Raw genomic sequence first — 22897 nt, 5'->3', positions numbered from 1 at the left:
AAATCATGAACTTGAACGTTCAACCAAGTATGGACTTTGGCATTTTCACTTTCGGTGAGCTTTCCCGAAACATCGACACCGGCGGTGCACTCTCACCCCGGCAGCGGCTGCAGGAGATCATTGAGCTGGCCAAGCTGGCGGACCAGGCAGGGCTCAGCTTCCTGGGCCTGGGTGAGCACCACCGCCGGGATTTCGCCCTCTCCGCCCCCGAGATCGTGCTGGCGGCCATCGCCCGCGAAACCACCAACCTCCGGCTCAGCACCGCGGTCACGGTCCTGTCCACCCAGGACCCGGTGCGGCTCTTTGAGCAGTTCGCCACCCTGGACCTGATTTCCGACGGGCGGGCCGAGATCATCGCCGGACGCGGCGCCTTCATCGAGTCCTACCCGCTGTTTGGCCACAGCACGGAGGACTACGACGGGCTCTTCGACGAAAAGCTGCGCATGCTGCTCGAGTTGCGGGACAACGCCGTCCTGGATTGGCGGGGCACCCTCACCCAGAGCATTCCCGGGATGGACATTGCGCCGCGCCCGGCCCAGGAAAAGCTCCCCGTCTGGGTGGGTGTGGGCGGGACACCGGCGAGTTTTGTCCGGGCTGGCAGACTGGGCCTTCCCCTGTTCATTGCGCTCCTCTCCGGGCCGCAGCGGTTCCGCCGCCTTGCGGAGCTGTACCGCCAGAGCGCCGCCGACGCCGGCCATGATGCGGGCGCCCTGCCGGTGGGAGTGGGCGGACACTTCTACGCGGCCCCCACCTCGCAGCAGGCACGGGACACCTTCTACCCGCATTACCGTGCCTACTTCGAACAGAACATGCCCCGCCCCGTGGACCATTTCCCGCGCGCCACTTTTGATGACTGGAGCGAACCGGGCGGCGGTTTGCTGGTCGGAAGTCCGCAGCAGGTCACTGAGAAGCTCCTGGAAATACACGAAACCCTCGGCAACAGCCGCTACATGGCGCAGATCGGCCTGGGCGGTCTGCCGTTTGCCGAGACCGCACGTTCCATCGAACTCCTCGCCACCGAAATCATGCCGGCCGTGAACCGCGAAACCGGCGCCTCGGACTAGCCTGCCGGGGCCGCGCCTATGCTGGTGGGATGGAATCTGTTGGGTCGGGCGAGGGGTTGGCATCCACTGTTGACCACCGCGCCCTCGCCGTTGCCATCCTCGATATCTCTGCCGACGTCCGGCGGAAGTCGCACGAAGACACCGGCGTGCGCCCACTGCCGAACGGACTCCTCGAGATCCTTCGCGTGATCGAAAACCATCCAGGGATCACTGTCGCTGAAGTGGCAAACAGGCTGGGGCGGCAGTTCAGCAACGTGAGCGTGCAGGTGCGCGAACTCGTCACCGGGAATCTGGTAACCCGCACGCGCGACGCCGCCGACAAGCGGTACGTCACACTCCACCCCACTGCCGAGTCCCAGCGGATTAAGGCCCTGCTGGAAGGTGCCTGGGCGGATTCGCTCGCGGCGGCCAGCTCCAGGCTTCTTCCGGCCGAGCGTGCGCAGATCGAGGCGAGCCTGCCGGCACTCCAGCGCCTGGCTGCCATCCTCGACACACCCGCGTAGCCACCATCACGCACCGCCGGAAACACCGGACTTTCCGAAAGTAGTTATACTTTTATAAGTATTACTAATTGGAGGTATGAAGGCATGGCATTGGATACGGCAACCGCGCAGGTGCGGCAGGAGAAGAAGCCGCAGAAGGCGTGGTGGGCACTGATCTTCCTCGCCCTGGCGCAACTCATGGTGGTCCTGGACGGCACGATCGTGAACCTGGCCCTCCCGCGGCTGCAGACCGAAATGGGAATCAGCGACTCGACCCGGTCCTGGGTGGTGACGGCCTACGCCCTCGCCTTTGGCGCATTTCTTCTGCTCGGCGGTCGTGTTGCGGACTTTTGGGGCCGCAAGCGGACATTCATGGTTGCCGCGGCAGGTTTCGCCGCCGCATCGTTCATCGGCGGCATCGCGCAGGAGTCGTGGGAACTGATCGGCGCGCGCGCTTTGCAGGGTGTTTTCGCGGCGCTGCTGGCACCCGCGGCGCTGGCGCTGCTTACCGTTGCGTTCCCCGGCGGCAAGGACCGCGGAACAGCGTTCGCGATCTTCGGCTCCATCAGCGGCGTCGGCGCCGCCGTCGGCGTCCTCCTGGGCGGCTATCTGACGGATTACGCGTCCTGGCGGTGGTGCTTCTTCGTCAATGTCCCCATCGCCATCGTTGCCTTCATCGGCGTCTTGATCCAGGTTCGCGAGAGCATAGCCGAAGGCTCAACCAAATACGACTGGCCCGGCGTCGTGCTTGCTGCGCTCGGGCTGGGGTCGCTGGTGTACGGCTTCACCAACGCCGAACACGGCTGGGGTGCCCCGGAGGCGTGGGGGTTCATCCTTGCCGGCGCGGTGCTGCTGGTGCTGTTCGCGGCTGTGGAGAAGAAGGTGAAACACCCGCTGCTGCCGCTCCGGGTCGCTACGGAGCGCAACCGCGCGGCGGCGTTCCTCGCCTCATTCCTCTCAGGCGCCGTCCTGATCGGCGGCATCCTGTTCATCAACTTCTACATCCAGATTGTGCTCGGCTTCGCCCCGTTCCCGGCAGGAATTGCGTCCCTGCCGATGACCGTGGTGCTGATCGTCACCGCTGCGGTCGTGGCGAAGAACCTGCCGAAGCTGGGGGCGAAGATCCCTACCGCCGGCGGGCCGTTCTTTATGGCGGCGGCCATGCTGTGGCTGACGCAGGTGAGCGCGGACGGCAGTTACGCAGTGAACATGCTGCCCGCACTGATCCTGATGGGCCTGGGGCTGGGAATGGTGTTCGTTCCCATGCAGAACCTTGCCCTCTTCGGCGTGGACAAGGACGACGCCGGTGTTGCCAGTGCCCTGGTGAACGCCTCCCAGCAGATCGGCGGATCGCTGGGCATCGCCCTCTTCAGCACCATCGCGGCGGCGGCCACGGCCGCCGCAGGAACAGCCCCGATGGCGGCGTTGACCGCCGGCTATGCGGAGGTGTTCCTGTGGGCGGCGGCCGTGTCGATCCTGATCATGCCGGTTGCACTCCTGCTGATCACCATCGACCGGAAGACGTTCAGCGGCGCCGACGCGGACGGCGCTCCCGTCCACCTGGGCTAGGGAGCGGCGTCCTGCCGGACCTGCAACCGGCCTGGCCGGCGTGAACAGGGCTTACGTGGCAGGGCTTAGCTGCAGAGCTGCCCGAAGGTGGCGCCGGCCTTCTGGTAGCCAGCCTGCAGCTCGGCGACCTTGTCCGCGTCCGGGTTCTCCTTCGCGGACTCGTCCGCATAGTCCAGGATTGCCTGCACCGCAGGCTTCAGCTCGTCCGAGGCACCAGCCACGATCGGGCGAAGCCGGTTGCCCAGAATGACCATCCCGGTCTTGCCGGCGTTGGCACTGGAATCCGTCACAACGATCTTCAGCCGGTCGCAGGTTTCTGCTGTGGTCAGTTTTTCGGGTGCCGAACAGGCTGAAGCGGAGATGATGAGCCCGGCGGCGAGCAGGGCCGTGGTGAGTTTCTTCATGGTTCCCTTGTTAGATGACTGTCGGTTGATTGTAAGCAGATCGGGCTGTGCATCCCGCTACGATGCCGCGATGCGTCGGGCATGCCCGGCCGCGGCCGGCGACAGCCCTCCGGCGGTGTGCCTGGGTTGCCCGCATGGTCCCATTCTCCCAGACGCGGCAATGGCGAAGGCCGGGCGGCCAGGCCGCCCGGCCTTCGCCGGTACCCGTCGGGCGGCCATGCCGCCGTCGGGAGGGTCAGTGCGTCAGGTCCTTGCCCTTGGTCTCCGGGATGGTGAAGACGAACGCGATGCCGATCAGCAGCAGGAGCACGGCATAAACGTTGAACAGGTTGGCCTGTCCGATGGTGCCAAGCCAGGTCTGCAGGTACGGGGCCGTGCCGCCGAAGGCAGCGACGCAGATGGAGTAGGGGACGCCGACTCCCACCGTGCGGATCTTGGTGGGAAAGAGCTCGGCATAAACAGCCGGGACAATGGCGGCGCTGGCGGCGATGAAGAAGAGCATCACGGACATGGTGACGGCGAGCTGCCAGGGGGAGTCCTTCAGCAGCCAGGTCATGGGGAAGTGCAGCAGGGCGGCACCGGCAGAGCCCATGATCAGGACCGGTTTGCGGCCGATGCGGTCCGACAGCTTGCCCCAGAACGGCAGGGCGGCGATGAACACGATATTGGCAATCACGCCTGCCCAGAGGGCTTCGCCGCGGTCCATCTTCAGGGTGGTGGCAGCGTAGCTCGGTGCCACCACGCCCCAGATGTAGTAGCTCACGGTGAGGCCCACGGTGAGGCCGATAACCTGCAGGGCCTGCTTGCGGTGCCGCCAGATCTGCGGCCACATGGGCTCGTGCTTCTCTTTGGGAGACTCGGCTTCGAAGGCTTCGGTTTCCTTCATCCGGGCACGCATCACCAGGGCGTAGACCCCCAGGGCGCCGCCGATCAGGAACGGGATGCGCCAGCCCCAGGCGTTCATGTCGGCCGTGCCCAGGACGTTGGACAGGATGGCGCCGAGCAACGTGCCGGCCAGGATCCCTGCAGTGCCGGACGTGTAGATGAGGGTTGCCCAGAAGCCGCGCTTTTCCTTGGGGGCCATTTCGGAAAGGTAGGTCTGCGACGACGGCAGCTCCCCGCCGTGCGCCAGGCCCTGGATCAGGCGGGCCACCAGCAGCATCACGGACGCGAACGCACCGACAGCCTCGAACGTCGGGGCGACGCCGATCAGCAGGCTGCCGAGGGCCGCGAGGCCGACGGCGAACGTCATGGACGTCTTGCGGCCAATCCGGTCACCGATCCAGCCGAAGACAAAGCCGCCGAACGGACGGGCAACGAAGCCGACGGCGAAGATCGCCAGGGTGGCCAGGAAGGCCGACGTCGGATCCGCCTTGCTGAACAGTGCGCTGGCGATGAACGGTGAGAACGTGGCGTAGATGGCCCAGTCGTACCATTCAACGGCGTTGCCGATGCCGGTTCCGATGAGGGTCCGGACGTGGGATTTGTGAACCTGGACCTCGGCTGGCATGCCTACGGTGGAAGTCATGTGGGGCTCCAAAAGAGAAGGGAAGGTCAGTTGCCTGCAGCCGCGAGGGCTGCGATGCGGGAAACGGCGAGTTCTGCGTAGAGCGCCGCGCCGTCGGAGAGAACGCCGTCGTCGAATGTGGCGTAGGGGGAGTGGTTGAACGGGGTGGATGTGTGGTCCGCGCCGGGGGCAACGGCGCTGAGCCCGATGAATGTGCCGGGCACCTCGGCCATCACCCGGGAGAAGTCCTCCGAGCCGCTGAGCGGGGTGACCCAGCGGGTCAGGCGCGAATCGCCAAAGAGCTTCTGGATGGTCTTTTCGGCGGTGTGTGTCTCGTCTTCATCCGTGACGCTGAGGGGGTACTCGGAGCGGTAGTCGACGTCCACCTCGAGGCCGTGGGCTGCGGCGATGCCTTTGAGGAGGACCGGAATGGCCGTCATCATCCGTTCCCGGGATGCATCGGAGAACGTGCGGATGGTGGCTTCGAAGCGCGCGGATTCAGGGATGACGTTGCGCTTGGTGCCGGCCTGCAGGAGGCCGACCGTGAGGACTACGGGATCGAACATGTTGAACTGGCGTGTGATCATCACCTGCAGGGCTGTCACCATTTCGGCAACCGCCGTAACGGGGTCCTTTGCGGAGTGCGGCGCGGAGCCGTGGCCGCCGGCGCCCAGCACGGTGACGAACAGTCCGTCGGATGCGCTCAGGATGACGCCCGGCTTGGTGCAAAACTGGGCGTACGGTTCCAGGGCGGAGAACACGTGCATGGCGTAGGCGGCATCCACACGGCGGCCCGCCGCGTCCAGCACACCTTCGCTGATCATGTGGGAGGCGCCGTCGAAGCCTTCCTCGCCCGGCTGGAACATCAGGACAACATCGCCGGCCAGCTGGTCGCGGCGGTCGGCCAGGAGGCGGGCGGCGCCGGCAAGCATGGAGGTGTGGAGGTCGTGGCCGCAGGCGTGCATGGCGCCGTCGATGCGTGAGGTGAAATCGACGCCGGTGCGTTCCTGGACGGGCAGGCCGTCCATGTCCGCACGGAGCAGGACCGCCGGCTTCTCGGCTGAAGCGTGCGGCGCGCCGCCGCGCAAAACAGCAGTGACCGACGTCGTGCTCTCACCGAGGGTGATCTCGTACGGCAGGCCTTCCAGCGCCTTGAGTACCTTTTCCTGGGTCCGGGGCAGATTCAGGCCGATCTCCGGCTCCCGATGCAGCTCGTGGCGGAACCGGGCGATTTCGCCCTGTAGCTCCCTGGCATCGGCGGTGATCGACATATGTTCTCCTGCTTCCCGAACGATTGGTTAGTGACCTGCTACCCATTGTGGAGTGAGCTGGTTCACAACGCGGAAAATAGCTGGAAAAATTCAAAACTATGATGGTTTGTGCAGGAATCATGCGAGCGGAAGAGGATGTGTCCGGATGGAAGTCAGTGAGGACGATCTCCGCCTCATCAACGCGCTGCAGATAGCGCCGCGGATCAGCTGGTCCGATGCCGCCGGTGTCCTGGGCGTGCATGCCACCACGCTCGCGGCACGTTGGGACCGGCTGAGGGACGCCGGCGCCGCCTGGACCACCGCCCACCTGATCGGCGATCCCAAACAGATGTGCCTGGCGCTGGTGGACGTGGACTGTGAGATGCGGCAGCGCGCCGGCGTCACCGCCGCGCTCGCCGCCATGCCCGAAGTGGTCACGGTGGAGGAAGCGGCCAGCAACCGCGACCTGATGCTGACGGTCATCACGCCCACGCTTGCCCATTTCAGCGACACCGTGGTGCCGCAGTTCAAGGACATCCCCGGCCTCCTCAAATACCGGACCGCGCTCTGCACGCGGCTGCACGTGGGCGGCTATGCCTGGCGGCTCAATGTCCTGGACAAGGCGCAGCAGAACGCCCTCAGGGTGCTCGCCGGGCCAGAGGCGTCGGGCTCGGCCCCGCCCGCGGTCGTTGGTGCTCCGCTGCCGCAGAGCCATCTGGACCTGATTCCGTTCCTCGCACAGGACGGGAGGGCGAGCGCGGCGGAGATCGCCCGCGGCCTCGGGCGCAGTCCGGCCACCGTCCAGCGGCAGTTGAACCGCGTGCTGGCCAGCCAGTTGCTGTCGTTCCGCTGCGAAATCGCGCAAAAATACTCCGGCTACCCGGTCACGTGCCAGTGGTTCGCCAACGTGCCGCCGGGCCAGCACGACACCGCGGGGGCCGAGTTGCGGGGGTTCCGCAACGTCCGGCTTGCCGCCTCCACCACCGGCCGGACCAACTTCGTGATCGTCATGTGGCTGCACTCCCTGGCGGACGTGATGAACGCCGAACTCGCACTCCAGCAACGGATCCCGGGGATCGAGCTGGCCGAAAGCGTTGTGGTGCTGAGTGCCGCCAAGCGGGTGGGCTGGATGCTCAACCCGGATTCGACGGCCACGGGAGCGGTGGTTCCGTCAGCGGGCCTGGGGCTGGACCCCTAGCCGCCCGGGGAGTGGCTGCCGGTCAGCCTTCGTCGCAGAGCAGGTGGTACCAGTTGTCCGCCAGGACCTCCAGCGCGTGTTCGCGGTTGGGTTCGAACTTGCGTCGTGTCCAGAGGGTGGCCACGTAGTCGAGTGACGTGAAGGCGAGGGTTCCGCGGATGTGGTGCGTCTCGTCCGAGAAACGCCCGGCAAGCTGCATTCCGCGGACCAGGTCGGAAATGACTTCCTCATGCCATCCCTCGACCATGGCGCGCACCTCACGGTCGACGGCGGCGGCCTCGTCGAGCACGTCGAGGTACGGGCGGAAGACCGGCCAGAGCGCCGCCCGCGACTCCAGCCAGGCCAGGATGCCCGGCAGCTCGCCCGCACGCACCACGTCAACAAGGTCGGGTGCGGTGGAGCCGCTCTCCGGGCCGTCCGCACGGTCCAGCACCGCGTTGACGCGCGCCATGAAGTCCTTCATCAGGTCAACACGTGAAGGGTAGTAGGCGTAGAAGGTGACCCGGGTGGTGCCGGCCGCGGCGGCGATTTCGTCGATGGTGGTCGCGGCGTAACCCTTCTCGGTGAAGAGCTCAAGCGCCCGTTCCACGATCATGTCGCGGGTGAGCTTCTTGTGGGCTTCTCGCAACGACGACATGGTTCAATCCTAACCGTGGCGGCCGGCGTCAAACCCGTGCGGGCGCGGGCGGACGCAGGGCGGGCGAACGCAGCGCGTCCGGCCCGGCGTCGGCCAGCCGGCGTAGTTTGGGGACCGGGATCCGGTAGTTGACCGCGGCGGCGGTCCCGGAACCGTCCGGATTGTCCCAGCGCAGGAGCAGCGACTCGCCTTCCGCTCCCGGTTCGCAGTAGTCGGGTTCACCCGCCACCGGTGTGAAGCCGACCGCTTTGAGCGACAACCCGAAGCCCTCTGTCCAGAAATAGGGCTGGAAGTTGAACTCGGGTGCGGCGTCGCCCTGCAGCAGGCCGACGGCCGCGACCTTGGCCTGGTCGATGGCGCTCGTCCACAGCGGAACCCGCTGCACGCCGCGGAGGGTGGGGAAAAAGGCAACGTCGCCGGCGGCCGCTATGTCCGGCCGCATCCGGCCTCGGGAGTCGACGCGCAGCGATCCGTCGGTGAGGAGTCCCGAGCCGGCCAGCCAGTCAACGTTCGGCTCATCGCCGATTGCAGTAACGACGAGATCCGCCTTGAGCTCGGTGCCGTCGGCCAGGACAACTTTTGCGCCGTCGCCGTGATCGGCAAGACGGGCCTTCCCGCCGCCAACCACGCGCAGTCCGCGCCCGACGGCGGCGGAGGTGAAGATGCCGGCCAGATGGTCGCCCAGCTGATGCGACAGCGGCGTGACGTCGGAGACGAGGGTGACCTCGCAGCCCACGTGCAGGCAACCGGACGCGACCTCCATGCCGAGCGGTCCGCCGCCGATCACGATGACCGACGGGCGCGATGCAACGCTTTCCTTGAGGAGGATGGCGTCCTCGATGGTGCGCAGGGTGAGCTCGCGGACGGGGCCATCCTGTTGCGCTCCGCCTGCTCCTCTCTGGTGGGCACCCGGACCAAGGCGCTTCGCCCGGGAACCGGAGGCGATGACAAGGCCGTCATACGGCAGTTCGCCGCCTCCGTCCAGGCGAACCAGCCGGGCGTCCGGGTCCAGGCCCGCGGCGCCCACGCCGAGCAGTTCCGTTGCTTCGTGCGTGGGCTCGGGGAGCTCATGCGCGTGGAGGGCATCGTCACCGTGCAGAAGCGCCTTGGACAGGGCGGGGCGGCTGTAAGGGTGGTGGCGCTCGGCGCCGACGACGGTGAGCTCACCGTCGAAGCCCGCCGAGCGCAACGAGTCGCACGCCGTCAGTCCGGCAATGCCGTTGCCGACCACCACTATCCTTCGCATCGTCATGCCGCGGCCAATCGCAGCGCGGCCACCGGGCAGACCCGGACCGCCGCCTTCGCGGCGTCCAGGTCGGCCCCTTCGGCGTCCGCGACGTCGATGACCAGTTCGCCGTCGTCATCGAGGTGCATCAGCTTGGGCGCGGCTTCCTCGCACAGGCCGTGTCCCTCGCAGCGTGGCCGGTCCAGTTCGATCCTCATGCTGCCACTACCTTTTCGACCTGGAGCAATTCGAAACTCCGCGTGATGTTGCTGGGCTCCCGGACCTCATCGGAGATCGTCAACGTTTTCACCCTGCGGGCCAGTGCTTCGATGATTGCGTGCGCTTCAAGTTTCGCCAGGCCCTGGCCGGCGCAGCCGTGGGGCCCGTAGCCGAAGGAGAGGTGGTCCACCGGATTGCGCCGCACATCAAAGGTGTCGGGATTCTCGTAGTGCCGCGGGTCGCGGTTGCCGGCACCGAAGAGGATGCCCACCTGGGCGCCCGCCGGAATCGTGACGCCGTCGATTTCGACGTCGCGGGTTGCCTTGCGGCCCCAGATGTGGACCGGTGCCCAGTAACGCAGAACCTCGGCGAACGCCGCGGGGACCAGTTCAGGGTTCTCCCGGACCAGCTCAAACTGCTCGGGGTGGTGGCCGAACAGCGCGATGATGTTGCCGATAGACGCGATCGTCGTGTCGACGCCCGCTCCCAGGTACTGGTGGATGATGTGCCCCGCAGAGCCTTGGGGGATGTCGCCGCGCGTCTCGGCGTCGAAAATTCCGCGGCCGATTGAGCCGGGCGTGAGGTCTTCGGCGGTGACCGACGAGCACCAGCCGTATAGCTCGCCCGCGATCGGGAAGCTCTCCTGCGTGCGCTGGTTCAGCGGGCCGATGACCTGCATCGCCGCCTGGCCCCAGCGCAGCATGTTGTCCTTGACGTGTCCGCTGAAGCCGATGAGGTCGGCAACGATTTCGATCGGGAACGCCCGGGCCAGGGCATCGACGGCCTCGAAGCTGCCGCTGGCGGCCAGCTCTGCCACGAGCTTGTCGGCCTTTTCGTCGATGACGACTTTCAATCCGCGGAGTGCTCGGGGAGTGAGGTTCTGTGACAGCGTGGCGCGGAGCTGCGTGTGCGTGGGCGGATCAGAGGCAAGCGAGGTGCCCTGCAGCGCCTCGTTCACCATGGGGTTAAAACCGATGCTGGTGGACGAGAAGGATTCCGGATCACCGAGGGCATCGCGGATGACGTCGTGGCGCGTCAGGACGTACAGGTCGTTCTTGGGAAGGTGGACAACTGCGGCCTGTTCGCGGAGCGCGGCATAGGTGGGGTAGGGGTCGACAAGGATGTCGTCATCCCAGATGTCGATGTCTGATTCGAGGGGTGCAGTCATAGTGTTCTCCTTGCGGGTGGTAGGTGGTAGGTGGTAGGTGGTTGGTCGAAGCCGGAGGCCGTCAGTGTTAGACGGCGGCCTCGGCGTTTGCGGCAGTGGTGTCGGGGGTTTCCGCGATGGCATCGGACGCAGGTGCCGAGGACCGTGCGGAGATGAAGAGGGTGAGAATGGCGGACAGGATCGCCGCCATACCCGCGGTGAGGTAGACCGCCTGGAACCCTTGGCCCAGCGAGGTCCCGGCCACTCCCATGATTTGCGGCTGTGCGCCATTGAGGGCTTGGACCATAACGTCAACGGCAGGGGCGGGTGCACCGCCGGCCGTTGCCTGGGCCGTGAACTGCGCGATCACGCCGTCCCAGCCGGCGAGGAAGCCCAGCGGCGGCACGTTCGCCAGCCCGGCGGCGGCCTCTGCAGGCAGCCCTGCCCCGCCGAGGATTCCGGCGAGGGGACCGGCGAAGGCCGTGGCTCCGATGCCGAAAGCGATGGCTGATCCGATGACGGGTCCGAGGGCAAAGCCGAGGTCGCGCAGGAGGTTCGTCGTTGCGGAAGCCATGCCGATTTGCTGGGGCGGGACGGTATTGATGGCAACAGCGGTGACAGAGCCGACGGTGAGTGCGAATCCGATGCCCAGCAGCAGGAGCGGCGGAATGAAGGCCGTCCACGGGGTGCCGCCGAAGGCCTCTGGAGTGCCGAGGGCGAAGGTGGAGAGCCAGAAACCGGAGACGGCCATGAGGGCGAAGCCCGCGGTGAGCACCCAACGCGGGGCAACGTGGTGGATGAGCCACCCCACCACCGGGATGAAGGCGAATGCGGGACCCTGGATGAAGACGAACAGCACACCGACCTTCCAGGTCTCGGCCAGGGCTAGTCCGCTGACGGCGACGCTGGTGCTGAAGCAGATCGCGAGGAAAGCGAACATGCCCGTGACCGCCACAATGCCGGTGATCGAGTAAGCGCTGTTCTTGAAGAGGGACAGGTGGATGAGTGGCTGCTCGGTGCGTGATTCGATGACGACGAAGGCGACCAGAAGGATGCCGCCGACGACGTAGCTGGCGACCACCTGGACGCTGCCGAATCCGGCGTCCACCGCGGTCACCGTGGCGTAGAGGGCGGCGATCAGGCCGAGCGCGAGGGTGATCTGGCCGGGCAGGTCCAGCTTGCGTCCCTCGGCGGCCGCCGAGTCCTTCGCCCGGAGCGCGACGAGGAGAACGAGCACGGCAACGCCGGCCGCAATCAGGTAGGCCACCCGCCAGCCGCTGAATGTGTTCGGCGAGCCAGGCGCAACGCCCGGCACGGTGAAGAACTGCGCCGTAAAGCCTGCGAGCACCGGGGAGATCACCGCGCCCAGCGAGAGAAAGCCTGCCCACGTGGCAATGACCCGGGCCCGCGCCCGGTGGTCCGGGGTGATCGCCGCGATCATGGACAGCGAGATGGGGAACAGGATGCCTGCCCCGATGCCGCCGAGAGCCTGCGCGGCAATCATCATCTCGGTCGTCGGCGCCAGCGCGGCCATAACGGAGCCGACAACGCTGACCGCAGCGCCGACATAGAGCAGCTTCTTGCGTCCGAACAGATCGCCCAGCAGCCCCCAGCTGAGCTCAAACACCACAATGCCCATCAGGAACATGCCCGCAATCCAGGTCAGGCCAGCGCCCGAGGTGTGGAATTCCACCGCAAAGGTGCCGCTGAGGGCACCCGGCAGCGCGTTGGTGATCTGCGCGAGCGTGACGGCGCTGTAGGCGGCGATGAAAGTGGCTCGTACCGAGCCGCGGCTCGATCCCATGCCCTTCTGTGCAGTGCCCGTCCCTGCAATGTTGTTCTGACTCATCGATGAAAACTCCTTTGTTTCCGAACCGGATGTGGCGCTCCCCACAGTTTGTCTGTAAACTTTACATCATGTCAAGAGCACTTACGCAACGAGGGTTCATCTGGCTGTCCCGGCGTTAGTCGTACGTTGCGATTATTTCCTTGACACAATGTAAAGGAATATGTGATGGTGGCTACACCGCAACGGGGCGACGGCACGATCCAACTCCGCGGCGCCCCAGCATTCAGCACCCGATCCTTAAGGGAGAAGCCCCGTGAGTCACCCCACCCCCGCCGGCACCGCCGACGCGATTGCTGCCCCCGCCGGGCAAACCGTCAACACGGTCCTGGGCCCCGTACCTGCTTCTGAACTGGGCGTTGTCGCGGTCCATGAGGCGTTGTTGTCGGTGCTCCCCGGTGCCCAGTACGCCCCCGACATCTCGATGGACCGGGCGGAGATCTTCGAGGTCCTGGCCGCCAAGCTCACCGACTTCCGCGAGCACGGCGGCCAGACCATCGTCGATAGCACCGGCATGTTCCACGGCCGAGACCTCAAGCTCTACGAGGCCCTGTCACGCTCCACCGGCGTCCATATCGTCGCCTCCACGGGCCTGGGCCCGGAGGAAGAGCTCGGCGGGTACTTCCTGACGCCGCAGACCAACCCGCCCACCCCGTGGCCGGCAGAGAAGTTCAGTGATCTCTTTGGCAAGGAGGTCACTGAGGGGATGGTGGTTCCCCGGGTCGAGCGCCGAGCCGCCGCCGGTATCGTCGCCACCGTCGCCGACCGTGCCGGTATGACGCCGACCGAGGAAAGCCTCTTCCGCGGCTCAGCCCGCGCCGCAAAGAACACCGGCGTCCCGGTCTCCATTCGCTTCGGCGCCGACGCCCTGCATGACCTGGACGTCGTCCTGGCCGAGCAGATCGGAGCTGACCGGGTACTGGTGGGCGATCTGGACCGCAAGGACGCTGCCGGTTCCGCCGTCGAGGTGGCAGGCCGCGGAGCGTTCGTCGGGATCGACCACGTGGGCCTGAGTGACCACCCGGACTACCTCAGCGACCGCGCCCGCGCCGAGATGGTGCTCGAGCTCGTCGAGGCCGGCCATGCCGACAAGATCATCCTGTCGGGCAACTCGATCGGCGTGGCAAAGGGACTGCCGGAGTACAACCTGCCTTACAGCCACATCCTGACCACGTTTGTGCCGTTCCTCAAGGCCCGCGGCCTGGGCGAAGAAGACGCGCAGCGCATCCTCGTGGACAACCCCCGCAACCTGCTGACCGTGCGCTAAACACGCGCCCGCCCCCACCCAACAAGCTTTCGAAACCCTGAGGTGAACGAATGACCAAGGTCAACACCGTGCTGGGAACCATCCCGGCTGAAGAACTGGAAATCGTGGCGGTCCACGAACACATCGGCTACGGCATGCCCGGGTCTGAACTGGACACAAAATGGTGGAAGTCGCCGGAGCAGGCGTACGAGGAAACCGTGCCGAAGCTGCGGAAGTTCCGTGAATACGGCGGCGGTACCTTCGTGGACGCCACAGGCATCTGCAACGGCCGCGACGTGGACTACTACAAGTCCCTGTCCCGGAAGACGGGCGTGCACATCGTGGCCTGCACCGGCTTCGTCGGCGGCGATACCGCCCTGCCGCACTTCTCCCGCGCCACCGTGGACTACCTCACGAAGGTGTTCATCCACGAGATCACCGTCGGCATCGGCAGCACGGGTGCCAAGGCCGGCGTCATCAAGGTCGGCGTGAGCCGGGGCGGACGCATGACGGACCTGGACAAGCGCATCTACCGGGCCGCCGCCCGCGCCGCCGTCGTCACCGGTGCGCCGATCCTGACCCACCTGGCCATCGACCCCGAACCGGCCGTGACCATCTTCAACGAAGAGGGCCTCTCGCTGGACCGCGTGCTCTTCGGCCACGCCGACGACGGCCTGAACGCTCCGATAACCCCGCACGACTGGATCTACGAGCAGGGCGGCCGGATCGGCTTCGACACCTTCGGCTACGATCTCGAACTGCCGGATCCGCCGTTCTGGGGCCGCAAGCGCGCCGAACGTATGGAGCACTTCGTCAAGCTTGTGAACAAGGGCTACGCGGACAAGCTCCTCGTCTCGGCCGACGCAAACTGCAGCCCGCTGGGCTGGCCAGGCGTGAAGGGCCACACCATCAACTACATCTTCGAGGACATGATCCCCGACATGCGCGCGGCCGGCATCGACGACGCCACCCTCAAACTCCTGCTCGAGGACAACCCGGCCGACTTCCTGTCGCTGACCGCCTGACCCCGGACAAACCCCAAACTTACACAGTCAAGAAAGAGATGAAACCATGAAGGCTGAAGACATCAAGAACCTCAAGATCGCCATCGTCGGCGCAGGCTACGGTGGCGCAGCGGCGGCGAAGGCCCTGAGCCTGCTCGGTGCGGACGTCACGGTCTACGAGCAGGCTCCCCAGATGGGGGAGGTCGGTGCCGGCATCGGCCTGCGCCCCGCCACTATGGCCCGGTTCCGCCAGTGGGGGATCTTCGACGAGATCGCCAAGGTGAGCTCGGCAAGCGACTACTTCGAAATCCTCACCGCAACCGGTGAGCCCATCATGAAGGACACCTGGCCGGAGTTCGGCGAAGAGAAGCAGACCTACCTCATCCACCGCCGCGACTTCATCGAGGCCCTTCTCGGCGTTCTTCCCGTTGGCATGGTGCAGCTCGGCCACCGGCTGGAGACAATCGAGGACAAGGGAGATCGCTCCGTGCTGACCTTTGCCAACGGCGAGACGGTGGAGGCCGACCTGGTGGTTGGCGCCGACGGCATCAAGTCCGCTGTGCGTGAGCAGCTCTTCAGCGACAAGGGCCCGGTGTTCTCCGGCGAGCACGCCTACCGCGTGGTGATCTCCGCCGACGACGCCCACGGGATGGTGGTTGACGACAATCTGCGGATGTACATGGGCAGGGGCACGAAGGTCTACCTGCTGCCGCTGCGCCACCGCAACCAGATGTCCTTCGATATCACCGCACTTAACCCGGACGGCACCTGGGCGCCCGCCATCACCAAGGAAGAACTCCTGAAGACTGTGGAGGGCTTCGACGAGCGGATCGTGAGCATCGCCCGGGATCTCGACATGGACTTGGTCAACATCCGCGCCGTTTACGACATCGACCCCGTGGACACCTGGCACACCGACTCGGTGGTCCTGATGGGCGATGCGGCGCACTCCATGCTGCACCACCAGGGCCAGGGCGCGAACTCTGCCATTGAAGACGCCGGAGCACTGGCCGATGCGCTGTCCCGGGCCGGTTCGGTTAAGGAGGCGCTGGCCCTGTTCCAGGCAACCCGCAAGCCGGTGACGGACGAGCTGCAGCGCATCTCGCGCCAGGGCTGGAGCGAGGAAGAGGTCAATGACGTCTTTCCGGGGCAGAAGCCCGCGTCCCAGAAGCCTGCTGCTGCAGCGGCAAAGGCCTGAACGCCATGGCCATCCATCCTGAAATCGCCAAAATTCTGGCAACCCTGCCGGCACCCGACGGTTCCCCCCTGAGCCCCGAAGCCATGCGTGCCGGCGAGGCCGCCCAGGTCCCGCCGCTGGAGGGCCGCCTCCCGCTCCACTCCGTCGAGGACGCCACCGCTGTGACGCCGGCCGGCGAGGTTCCGGTGCGGATCTACACGCCCGCCGATGCGGACGCCTACGGCCTTCTGGTCTACTTCCACGGCGGCGCGTTCTTCCTGGGCAGCCTGGACACCCACGACCACGTGGCACGGTCGCTGGCCAAGGAAACCGGCCACAAGGTCATCTCGGTGGGCTACCGGCTAGCGCCCGAGGCCAGGTTCCCCGCGGGGCTTGAGGACTGCTACGGCGTGGTCCGCTGGGCGGCCGGAAAGGGTGAAAACCTGAAGTGGGACGGGAAGAACCTCGTCATCGCCGGCGACAGTTCGGGCGGCAACTTCGTCGCCGCCGTCGCCGCGAAAGCCCACGACGACGGGTTCAACCGGATCACCCACCAGATCCTGTTCTACCCGTCGCTGGACCTGGATTTCGACGTCGACCGTTACCCCTCACTGCGGGAGAACGCCGAGGGGTACGGACTGGAGACTGCAGGCCTCGCACCGTTCAACTCGTTCTACCTCAATAACGGGGCTGACCCGGCGGACCCGCTCGTCTCGCCCATCAAGCGCCAGGACCTCGCCGGCCTGCCGGCAGCCCTCGTCATCACGGCCGAGCATGACCCCCTGCGGGACGAGGGTGAACTGTACGGCCGGCGCCTCAAGGAAGCCGGCGTGGCCGCGACAGTCAGCCGCTATGAGGGCGCCAACCACGGATTCGTGCAGAACTTCGCCTGGATCCCGGAGTTCTACCGGGCGTACGAGGAGACCGGTGAATTCCTCAACGCTGGGCCCGGGTCCAACGGGGGCACACCGTCTTTCGCGAGCACAGCGCAATGACGAAGCCGGTCGCCGTTCATCCGATCGTCTCGCCGTGGGGGCGGTTCGGCCTCTACAGCTTCTTCATCGACGCTCCGGAGCCCGCCATCGTGGACACCGGAATCGCCTCCTCGCCCGCAGAAGGTATGGTGCCGGCACTGGAGGCGATCGGCCGCCGGATCGAGGACGTCCGCTGGATCTTTCTGACACACGGCCATATCGACCACATTGGGGGTGCGTTTGCCTTGTGGGAGCTCACCGGGCGGCGCGCGCAGGTGGTCATCCACGAGGCTGACGCGCCGATGCTCCGCTCTCGCCGGGCCCACGTGGACGAATACCTTGCCGGACGGGCGCGGTATCTGCAGGACCCCGACGGCGAGGCAAAGCTGACCGCCGCAACGAACGCCGTCATCTCGGGGGAGATGGAGCCGACGCTCCTTGTGCGCGGCGGCGAGACCATCTCCCTCGGCGGCGACGTCACCGTTTCAGTCCACTCGATTCCGGGACACACCGCCGGGTCGGTCGCGTACGTCCTGGACGGACAAAACGACGTGTTCGTCGGCGACGCCGTACAGGTCCACGGTGCGGCCAACGGATTTCCCGGCTTTGTGGACCCCGCCGGCTACCGCAGGAGCCTGCAGTATCTCGGCGACGAGATCCGTCCGCAGCACCTCTACCTGGGGCACCCGTACCGCCGCGCGGACGGCACACCTTACGGCGTGGAGCTCGACGCCGGGCAGGCTCGGGAAGCGCTCCAGGGGAGCCTGGACATCGAAGCCCGCGTCAAGGATGCGGCCTGCGGCTGCCTGGCTGCCGGACTGCAGGACACAGACTCACCGTATTCGCCCTTCGCCCGGGTGGCCGACGACCTTGGGTATCAGGGGGACCCCACCCTGGAGCCGTCCCCGTTCTTCACGACGCTCCACGGCTACCGCACGACGATGGACCACTTGACCCAAGATGAGGAGATAAGCACTCATGGATGACTGCCAGTTACTGAATGCCGGCGGGGAGAAAATCGCCGTGCGCAAGGACCTGCGGGTCCCGATGCGCGACGGCGTCGAGCTCGCCGCGGACGCCTACCAGGGCGCCGAGGACAAGCCGCGCCCGGCACTGGTGGCACTGAGCCCCTACGGCAAGGAACTGCAGGCGCTGGCGCTGACCACCCCGCCGCAGCGGCGCCCGAGCCCGATGTGGGACGGCTGCATCGAGGCCGGCGACATTGCCCGCATCGTCAAGGAGGACTACGTCCACGTCATCGGCGACCTGCGCGGCTCCGGCCACTCCGGCGGTGAGCACATCGGCAACTACAACGCCGGCGGGGTGTCGCTGGGCCAGGACGCCTACGACTTCATCGAGTGGGTAGCGGAGCAGCCGTGGTGTGACGGGAACGTCGGCATGGTGGGCATCTCCTACTTCGGCTCCATGCAGGTGCTGGCCGCCGCCGAGCGCCCGCCGCACCTGAAGGCAATCTTCGTCTCCGGCGGCCACTACGACTTCTACGAGACCACGTACCACGGCGGCATCATGTGGTTCATGCCCCGCGCTGCCCGCGAAGGCCGGGGAGGCGATTCCGGCTGGGCCTTCACCGACGGCGTGAAGTCCCGGATGATCGAGATGTACCCGCCCGGCGAGCTTAAGGAGCTCGTCGCCAGGCGCCTCCAGGACCCGGACGTCGCCGCCTGGCCGAACCTGGTCCACGTCCTGAACTACCCGAAAAACCACGAAGCCTGGTTCGACATCGTGATGAACGAACTGGACGGGGACTGGTACGAGGAACGCAATCCCGTCACGCTGGCCCCGAACATCGACATCCCGGTGTGGCTGCAGCTGGACCAGGGCCGCGGCTGGACCCTGGACGGCACCATCGAGCTGTTCAACGAGCTGAAAGGCCCGAAGAAACTGGACATCGGCCCCTACCCGCCGATGCAGTCGCGTCCCTTCATCGAGGAGCACGACAAGATGTTCCGGTGGTACGACTACTGGATCAAGGGCATCGACAACGGCGTGATGGATGAGCCTGCCGTGAGCGTTTTCGTGGAGGGCTCCCGCGAGGTGGTGACTGCGGACCAGTGGCCGCCGAAGGACATCGAGTACAAGCCGCTGTACCTGCGCCCGCGCCACAAGCTCTCCGGTGAGCCCGAGCTGATGGGCGCCGAATATGCCGCGCCGGACGGCTTCTACCAGGCCCCGCTGACGGTCACCGACCAGGTGCAGATCATCAGCTGGTCCACCGAACCGTTCGAAGAGGACGCGGAAATGATCGGCACCGGCGCAGCACACATCTTCGCCGAGATCGACCAGCCGGATACCAACTTCATCCTGCGCCTGTGGGACTACGCCCCGAACGGCAAGCGCCAGCTCATCACCAGCGGATACCTCAAGGCCTCGCACCGCGAGCTCGATGAGCGCACCACCGAGGGAAACCCCTACCACCCGCACACCCGTTCCGTGCCCGTGGAGCCGGGGCAGATCGAGGAATACGTGCTGCGGCTCTACCCGTTCGCGAACACGTTCAGGCCGGGCCACAAGCTGACGGTGGAACTGTCCAACGCCGAGCCGCTGGCAGATGAGCACAACTCGCTGCTCCCGCCGGACGCCTTCCACCTCCCGGTGGGCCGGCCCGTCACCCACAAGATTTACCGCGACGCCGCCCACCAGTCCCGCCTGCTCCTGCCGTTCACCACGAAGGCCAACACGGCGGGAGGCCAGTCGGAATAGTCTCCGCCGGGCCGGGTTCCCGGCACGCAGCACAGGCCGTGATGTTCAGGATGACCCTGGACATCACGGCCTGGGGTGTTTAATGGCAGGCACGCATCCGAAACGACTGATCAGGCCATCACCGTGCAACGTAGCGCCCCCGCCGCCGCCCCTGAGGCTGCAGGAATCCTGCACCGCCACTACCTGCTCGTGACGTCCGGCGCGTGTGCCCTGGTGTTCCTGGCTGCCTTTGAGTCGCTGGCCGTGACCACCATCATGCCCCTGGTCAGCCGGGAACTGGAGGGCGCCGGCCTGTACGCCCTGGCCTTCGCCGGACCGCTGGCTACCGGCGTGATCGGCATGGTGGCGGCCGGCAACTGGTCCGACCGGCGCGGCCCAGTGGGACCGCTGTACGCCTCAGTGGCCCTGTTCGTCCTTGGGCTGCTGATCGCCGGGACGGCAGGAAGCATGGCTGTCCTGGTGGCCGGGCGCCTGGTGCAGGGACTGGGCGGCGGCGCCATGACCGTTGCGCTGTACGTTGTGGTGGCGCGCGTTTATCCGCCCGTGCTGCACCCGAAGATTTTCGCCGCGTTTTCCGCGGCGTGGGTTATTCCTTCGCTGGTGGGACCCTTCGCGGCCGGAATCGTGGCGCAGGCGGCCAGTTGGCACTGGGTGTTCCTGGGCGTGGTGGGGCTGGTGGTTCCGGCCCTCCTGATGATCGTGCCTGCGCTGCGCGGACTCCGCGGCGCGCCGGAGGGAAGTTCGGAGCCGGGGCGCTGGTCCTACGGCAGGCTCGCGTGGGCCGCCCTTGCGGCGCTGGCCGTGCTGGGCCTGAACCTTTCCGCGCAGGTTCCGGGCGCCGGAGCTTTCTTGGCGGCGGCCGCCGTCGTGATCGCGTTCGTGGCGGTGCGTCCGCTGGTGCCCCGCGGCACGTTGCTTGCCCGGCGCGGGCTGCCGAGCGTCATCCTGGCCCGTGGGCTCGTCTCCGCGGCGTTTTTCGGAGCGGAGGTCTATCTTCCGTACCTGCTGGTGGAGCGGTACTCCTTTTCGCCCACTTTTGCCGGGCTGACCCTCACCGGCGGCGCCCTGGCGTGGGCCGGCGCCTCGGCCGTGCAGGGCCGGATGGGCGCGAAGCTCAGCAACCTCCGGGCCATCAGGGTCGGGTCGGCGATGGTGCTTGCCGCCGTCGTCCTTGCCCTGGTGACCACCGTCCTGGGCTGGCCGGCCGGCGTCGCGATTACCGGCTGGATGTCCGCCGGCTTCGGGATGGGCCTGATGTATCCGCGCCTCAGCGTGATGACGCTGGCCATGTCGACTCCGGACACCGAGGGCTTCAACAGCTCGGCCATGTCCATTTCAGATTCGCTCGGTGGTGCGCTGGCCCTGGCCACCACCGGGATCGTGTTCAGTGCCTTAGCGGGAACGGCGGCGGGAACCACAACGACGACGGCGGGGCGGAGTGTCGGGCGCCTCCTTCGCGGGAGTCTTCGCTCTCACGGTCGCCATCGCCGTCGTCGCTGTGGTTGTTGCGCCGCGGGTTGCGGCGCGGAAATCGTCCTAGTTCAGGGCGTTGACTTTTGCCCTGTCCGAATCAGACTCAGCCTTCCACTCAACGATCCGTGCCTGCTGGAGCGGCGTTTTGCGGTTGAAGTACCAGGCCGCGCCAAGGATCAGGAACCACAGGGGAGCAACCACCAGGGCGAGGCGGGTGTCCTCGGCCTGGGCGAGCGCCACGAGCATGAACACGAAGAATGCCAGCACCACGTAAGGCATGAAGGCGCCGCCGGGCATCTTGAAGGCGGAGGCTGCGTGGAGTTCGGGACGGCGGCGGCGGAACACAATGTAGCTGATCAGGATCATGGACCAGACAAACATGGTGAGCACGGATGCAACCGAGGTGACCACGGTAAACGCGCCGATGACGGAGTCGCCCGAGTAAAGCAGCACCAGGCCGGCGAGCAGGAAGATGCAGGAGAACAGCAGGGCGTTCTGCGGAACCTTGCGGATGCTCAGCTTGCCGAAGGCTTTCGGGGCGTTGCCGTCCTGGGCCAGGCCGTAGACCATGCGCGAGGTGGAGTAGATGCCGGAGTTGGCGCTGGATGCCGCGGAGGTAAGGACCACCAGGTTGATCACCACGGCGGCGATGCCCAGGCCCGCGAGGGTGAACATGCCGATGAACGGGCTGCTGGCGGCGTCGATGGTCCGCCACGGGTTGACCGCCATGATGACCACCAGGGCGCCTACGTAGAACAGCAGCACGCGGATGGGGATGGAGTTGATGGCCCGGGGGAGGTTCTTCTCCGGGTCCTTGGTTTCCGCCGCCGCAGTGCCTACCAGTTCGATGCCGGCGAACGCGAAGATGGCGATCTGGAAGCCGAGGATGAAGCCGAACATGCCGTGCGGGAACATGCCGCCGTCGTTCCAGATGTTGGCGAGGCTGGCCACTGCCCCGTTGGGGGAGGTGAAGTTCGTGGCGATCATAACGATGCCGGTGCCGATCAGTGCGACGATGGCCACCACCTTGATGATGGCGAACCAGAATTCGGCTTCCCCGAAGGCCTTGACGGTGGGGAGGTTCAGCAGGATCAGCACTACGGGGGTGATGAGCGCGGGGATCCACAGCGGGGTTCCGGGGGCCAGCTTGTCCACGTAGCCGGCAATTGCCACGATGTCCGCGACGCCGGTAACAACCCAGAAGAACCAGTAGGACCAGCCGGTGAAGAACCCGGCCCAGGGGCCCAGGAGGTCTCCGGCGAAGTCGCTGAAGGATTTGTAGTTCAGGTTGGACAGCAGGATTTCGCCCATGGCCCGCATGACGAAGAACAGCATGAAGCCGATGATCATGTAGACGAAGATGACGGACGGGCCGGCGAGGGAGATGGTCTTGCCGGATCCCATGAACAGGCCGGTGCCGATGGCGCCGCCGATGGCCAGCAGCTGGATGTGCCGGTTGCTCAGCGCGCGGGCAAGGTGCGGTTCCTGGCTGTGGCCTCCCTTGGTGGGTTCCGTTGCAGTGTTCCGGGCAACCGTGGTGGTGCGTTCAGACATCAGTGCTTCTTTCCTTGTCTCAGGCTGACTGCGTCGCAGGCGGACTGCCCTGCAGGCAGGGTGCCGCGCCGCCGTCTGCACGGAGCCGCCACAATTGTGACGTAGGTAACAGTTGGGGTGAATCAAGACTAGGCCCGGTTCTGAGCCCTTCGGCGGGGGAGGTGGGGCCGGTCCCGGCAGGCCGGACGCTCCAATGGCGG

19 protein-coding genes and 1 pseudogene are annotated in these 22897 nt (G+C 66.4%); 11 read left to right on the top strand and 9 right to left on the bottom strand.

Annotation, left to right across the window (positions count from 1 at the left end):
- Window positions 1-29: 29 nt before the first annotated feature.
- The 3 genes from ACSQ1X_RS19475 to ACSQ1X_RS19465 all read left to right on the top strand — a co-directional run bounded on the left by ACSQ1X_RS19475 (window position 30) and on the right by ACSQ1X_RS19465 (window position 3115).
- Window positions 30-1064, top strand: a complete 1035-nt coding sequence (locus tag ACSQ1X_RS19475) for an LLM class flavin-dependent oxidoreductase (RefSeq protein ID WP_436058921.1) — start codon at window positions 30-32, stop codon at window positions 1062-1064.
- 29 nt (window positions 1065-1093) lie between these two features.
- Window positions 1094-1567 (top strand): MarR family winged helix-turn-helix transcriptional regulator, encoded by a 474-nt coding sequence (locus ACSQ1X_RS19470; RefSeq protein WP_436058920.1) that lies wholly within the window; start codon window positions 1094-1096, stop codon window positions 1565-1567.
- A gap of 84 nt (window positions 1568-1651) precedes the next feature.
- The gene (locus ACSQ1X_RS19465; RefSeq protein ID WP_436058919.1) at window positions 1652-3115 is read left to right on the top strand and encodes an MFS transporter; all 1464 of its coding nucleotides are present in this window, start codon (window positions 1652-1654) and stop codon (window positions 3113-3115) included.
- A 65-nt stretch (window positions 3116-3180) separates the two neighbouring features.
- Here ACSQ1X_RS19465 and ACSQ1X_RS19460 read toward each other — a convergent pair whose 3' ends face one another.
- From ACSQ1X_RS19460 to ACSQ1X_RS19450, 3 genes are all read right to left on the bottom strand, one after another.
- Entirely contained in the window at window positions 3181-3519 is a 339-nt protein-coding gene (locus ACSQ1X_RS19460; RefSeq protein ID WP_055802853.1) for a hypothetical protein, read from the bottom strand.
- Window positions 3520-3754: 235 nt separating this feature from the next.
- Window positions 3755-5047, bottom strand: a complete 1293-nt coding sequence (locus ACSQ1X_RS19455; protein WP_436058918.1) for an MFS transporter — start codon at window positions 5045-5047, stop codon at window positions 3755-3757.
- 26 nt (window positions 5048-5073) lie between these two features.
- Window positions 5074-6297 carry a M20 metallopeptidase family protein gene (locus tag ACSQ1X_RS19450; protein WP_436058917.1) on the bottom strand — a complete coding sequence of 408 codons (1224 nt, stop codon included), beginning with the start codon at window positions 6295-6297 and terminating at the stop codon, window positions 5074-5076.
- A 145-nt stretch (window positions 6298-6442) separates the two neighbouring features.
- Between ACSQ1X_RS19450 and ACSQ1X_RS19445 the strand changes: the two genes are divergently transcribed.
- Entirely contained in the window at window positions 6443-7474 is a 1032-nt protein-coding gene (locus tag ACSQ1X_RS19445) for an Lrp/AsnC family transcriptional regulator (RefSeq protein ID WP_436058916.1), read from the top strand.
- 22 nt (window positions 7475-7496) lie between these two features.
- On the opposite strand, the gene ACSQ1X_RS19440 is transcribed toward ACSQ1X_RS19445, so the two are convergent.
- The 5 genes from ACSQ1X_RS19440 to ACSQ1X_RS19420 all read right to left on the bottom strand — a co-directional run bounded on the left by ACSQ1X_RS19440 (window position 7497) and on the right by ACSQ1X_RS19420 (window position 12551).
- On the bottom strand, window positions 7497-8111 hold the full coding sequence (locus ACSQ1X_RS19440; protein ID WP_436058915.1) for a TetR/AcrR family transcriptional regulator: 615 nt from the start codon (window positions 8109-8111) through the stop codon (window positions 7497-7499).
- Window positions 8112-8139: 28 nt separating this feature from the next.
- Window positions 8140-9363, bottom strand: coding sequence for an NAD(P)/FAD-dependent oxidoreductase (locus tag ACSQ1X_RS19435; RefSeq protein WP_436058914.1), 1224 nt, complete (start codon window positions 9361-9363; stop codon window positions 8140-8142).
- Complete coding sequence (locus ACSQ1X_RS19430; RefSeq protein WP_436058913.1) at window positions 9360-9554, bottom strand: ferredoxin; 195 nt, start codon at window positions 9552-9554, stop codon at window positions 9360-9362. Before ACSQ1X_RS19430 ends, ACSQ1X_RS19435 begins: the two co-directional genes overlap by 4 nt.
- Window positions 9551-10723, bottom strand: a complete 1173-nt coding sequence (locus tag ACSQ1X_RS19425; RefSeq protein ID WP_436058912.1) for a cytochrome P450 — start codon at window positions 10721-10723, stop codon at window positions 9551-9553. Before ACSQ1X_RS19425 ends, ACSQ1X_RS19430 begins: the two co-directional genes overlap by 4 nt.
- Window positions 10724-10790: 67 nt before the next feature.
- A complete protein-coding gene (locus ACSQ1X_RS19420; RefSeq protein WP_436058911.1) occupies window positions 10791-12551 on the bottom strand; it encodes an MFS transporter in 1761 nt (586 codons plus the stop codon).
- Between the two features lie 253 nt (window positions 12552-12804).
- Between ACSQ1X_RS19420 and ACSQ1X_RS19415 the strand changes: the two genes are divergently transcribed.
- The 7 genes and pseudogenes from ACSQ1X_RS19415 to ACSQ1X_RS19385 all read left to right on the top strand — a co-directional run bounded on the left by ACSQ1X_RS19415 (window position 12805) and on the right by ACSQ1X_RS19385 (window position 21210).
- The gene (locus tag ACSQ1X_RS19415; protein ID WP_436058910.1) at window positions 12805-13815 is read left to right on the top strand and encodes a phosphotriesterase; all 1011 of its coding nucleotides are present in this window, start codon (window positions 12805-12807) and stop codon (window positions 13813-13815) included.
- A 50-nt stretch (window positions 13816-13865) separates the two neighbouring features.
- Window positions 13866-14819, top strand: a complete 954-nt coding sequence (locus ACSQ1X_RS19410; protein ID WP_436058909.1) for a phosphotriesterase family protein — start codon at window positions 13866-13868, stop codon at window positions 14817-14819.
- 46 nt (window positions 14820-14865) lie between these two features.
- Entirely contained in the window at window positions 14866-15996 is a 1131-nt protein-coding gene (locus ACSQ1X_RS19405; RefSeq protein ID WP_436058908.1) for an FAD-dependent oxidoreductase, read from the top strand.
- A 5-nt stretch (window positions 15997-16001) separates the two neighbouring features.
- Window positions 16002-16970, top strand: coding sequence for an alpha/beta hydrolase (locus tag ACSQ1X_RS19400; RefSeq protein WP_436058907.1), 969 nt, complete (start codon window positions 16002-16004; stop codon window positions 16968-16970).
- Window positions 16967-17935, top strand: a complete 969-nt coding sequence (locus ACSQ1X_RS19395) for an MBL fold metallo-hydrolase (protein WP_436058906.1) — start codon at window positions 16967-16969, stop codon at window positions 17933-17935. Before ACSQ1X_RS19400 ends, ACSQ1X_RS19395 begins: the two co-directional genes overlap by 4 nt.
- Window positions 17928-19670 carry a CocE/NonD family hydrolase gene (locus ACSQ1X_RS19390; protein WP_436058905.1) on the top strand — a complete coding sequence of 581 codons (1743 nt, stop codon included), beginning with the start codon at window positions 17928-17930 and terminating at the stop codon, window positions 19668-19670. Before ACSQ1X_RS19395 ends, ACSQ1X_RS19390 begins: the two co-directional genes overlap by 8 nt.
- Window positions 19671-19793: 123 nt before the next feature.
- Window positions 19794-21210: pseudogene (locus ACSQ1X_RS19385) on the top strand (MFS transporter).
- Here ACSQ1X_RS19385 and cycA read toward each other — a convergent pair.
- Window positions 21207-22697: a D-serine/D-alanine/glycine transporter gene (gene cycA, locus ACSQ1X_RS19380; protein WP_436058904.1), complete on the bottom strand. Its 1491-nt coding sequence runs from the start codon at window positions 22695-22697 to the stop codon at window positions 21207-21209. The pseudogene ACSQ1X_RS19385 and the gene cycA overlap by 4 nt on opposite strands.
- Window positions 22698-22897 lie beyond the last annotated feature (200 nt).

Origin of the sequence: Arthrobacter sp. LjRoot78, assembly GCF_964254335.1 — a bacterium.
Classification (GTDB): domain Bacteria; phylum Actinomycetota; class Actinomycetes; order Actinomycetales; family Micrococcaceae; genus Arthrobacter.
The sequence above is the reverse complement of the archived record's forward strand: the minus strand, read 5'-3'. Positions and strand labels throughout refer to the sequence as shown.

Bases quoted from the DNA above. Each gene is read 5' to 3' on its own strand.
- ACSQ1X_RS19445 (WP_436058916.1), top strand. From the start codon at position 6,443: ATGGAAGTCAGTGAGGACGATCTCCGCCTCATCAACGCGCTGCAGATA.
- ACSQ1X_RS19390 (WP_436058905.1), top strand. From the start codon at position 17,928: ATGGATGACTGCCAGTTACTGAATGCCGGCGGGGAGAAAATCGCCGTG.
- ACSQ1X_RS19435 (WP_436058914.1), bottom strand. From the start codon at position 9,363: ATGACGATGCGAAGGATAGTGGTGGTCGGCAACGGCATTGCCGGACTG.
- ACSQ1X_RS19405 (WP_436058908.1), top strand. From the start codon at position 14,866: ATGAAGGCTGAAGACATCAAGAACCTCAAGATCGCCATCGTCGGCGCA.
- ACSQ1X_RS19395 (WP_436058906.1), top strand. From the start codon at position 16,967: ATGACGAAGCCGGTCGCCGTTCATCCGATCGTCTCGCCGTGGGGGCGG.
- cycA (WP_436058904.1), bottom strand. From the start codon at position 22,697: ATGTCTGAACGCACCACCACGGTTGCCCGGAACACTGCAACGGAACCC.
- ACSQ1X_RS19440 (WP_436058915.1), bottom strand. From the start codon at position 8,111: ATGTCGTCGTTGCGAGAAGCCCACAAGAAGCTCACCCGCGACATGATC.
- ACSQ1X_RS19420 (WP_436058911.1), bottom strand. From the start codon at position 12,551: ATGAGTCAGAACAACATTGCAGGGACGGGCACTGCACAGAAGGGCATG.
- ACSQ1X_RS19470 (WP_436058920.1), top strand. From the start codon at position 1,094: ATGGAATCTGTTGGGTCGGGCGAGGGGTTGGCATCCACTGTTGACCAC.
- ACSQ1X_RS19460 (WP_055802853.1), bottom strand. From the start codon at position 3,519: ATGAAGAAACTCACCACGGCCCTGCTCGCCGCCGGGCTCATCATCTCC.
- ACSQ1X_RS19410 (WP_436058909.1), top strand. From the start codon at position 13,866: ATGACCAAGGTCAACACCGTGCTGGGAACCATCCCGGCTGAAGAACTG.
- ACSQ1X_RS19400 (WP_436058907.1), top strand. From the start codon at position 16,002: ATGGCCATCCATCCTGAAATCGCCAAAATTCTGGCAACCCTGCCGGCA.
- ACSQ1X_RS19465 (WP_436058919.1), top strand. From the start codon at position 1,652: ATGGCATTGGATACGGCAACCGCGCAGGTGCGGCAGGAGAAGAAGCCG.
- ACSQ1X_RS19425 (WP_436058912.1), bottom strand. From the start codon at position 10,723: ATGACTGCACCCCTCGAATCAGACATCGACATCTGGGATGACGACATC.
- ACSQ1X_RS19450 (WP_436058917.1), bottom strand. From the start codon at position 6,297: ATGTCGATCACCGCCGATGCCAGGGAGCTACAGGGCGAAATCGCCCGG.
- ACSQ1X_RS19455 (WP_436058918.1), bottom strand. From the start codon at position 5,047: ATGACTTCCACCGTAGGCATGCCAGCCGAGGTCCAGGTTCACAAATCC.
- ACSQ1X_RS19475 (WP_436058921.1), top strand. From the start codon at position 30: ATGGACTTTGGCATTTTCACTTTCGGTGAGCTTTCCCGAAACATCGAC.
- ACSQ1X_RS19430 (WP_436058913.1), bottom strand. From the start codon at position 9,554: ATGAGGATCGAACTGGACCGGCCACGCTGCGAGGGACACGGCCTGTGC.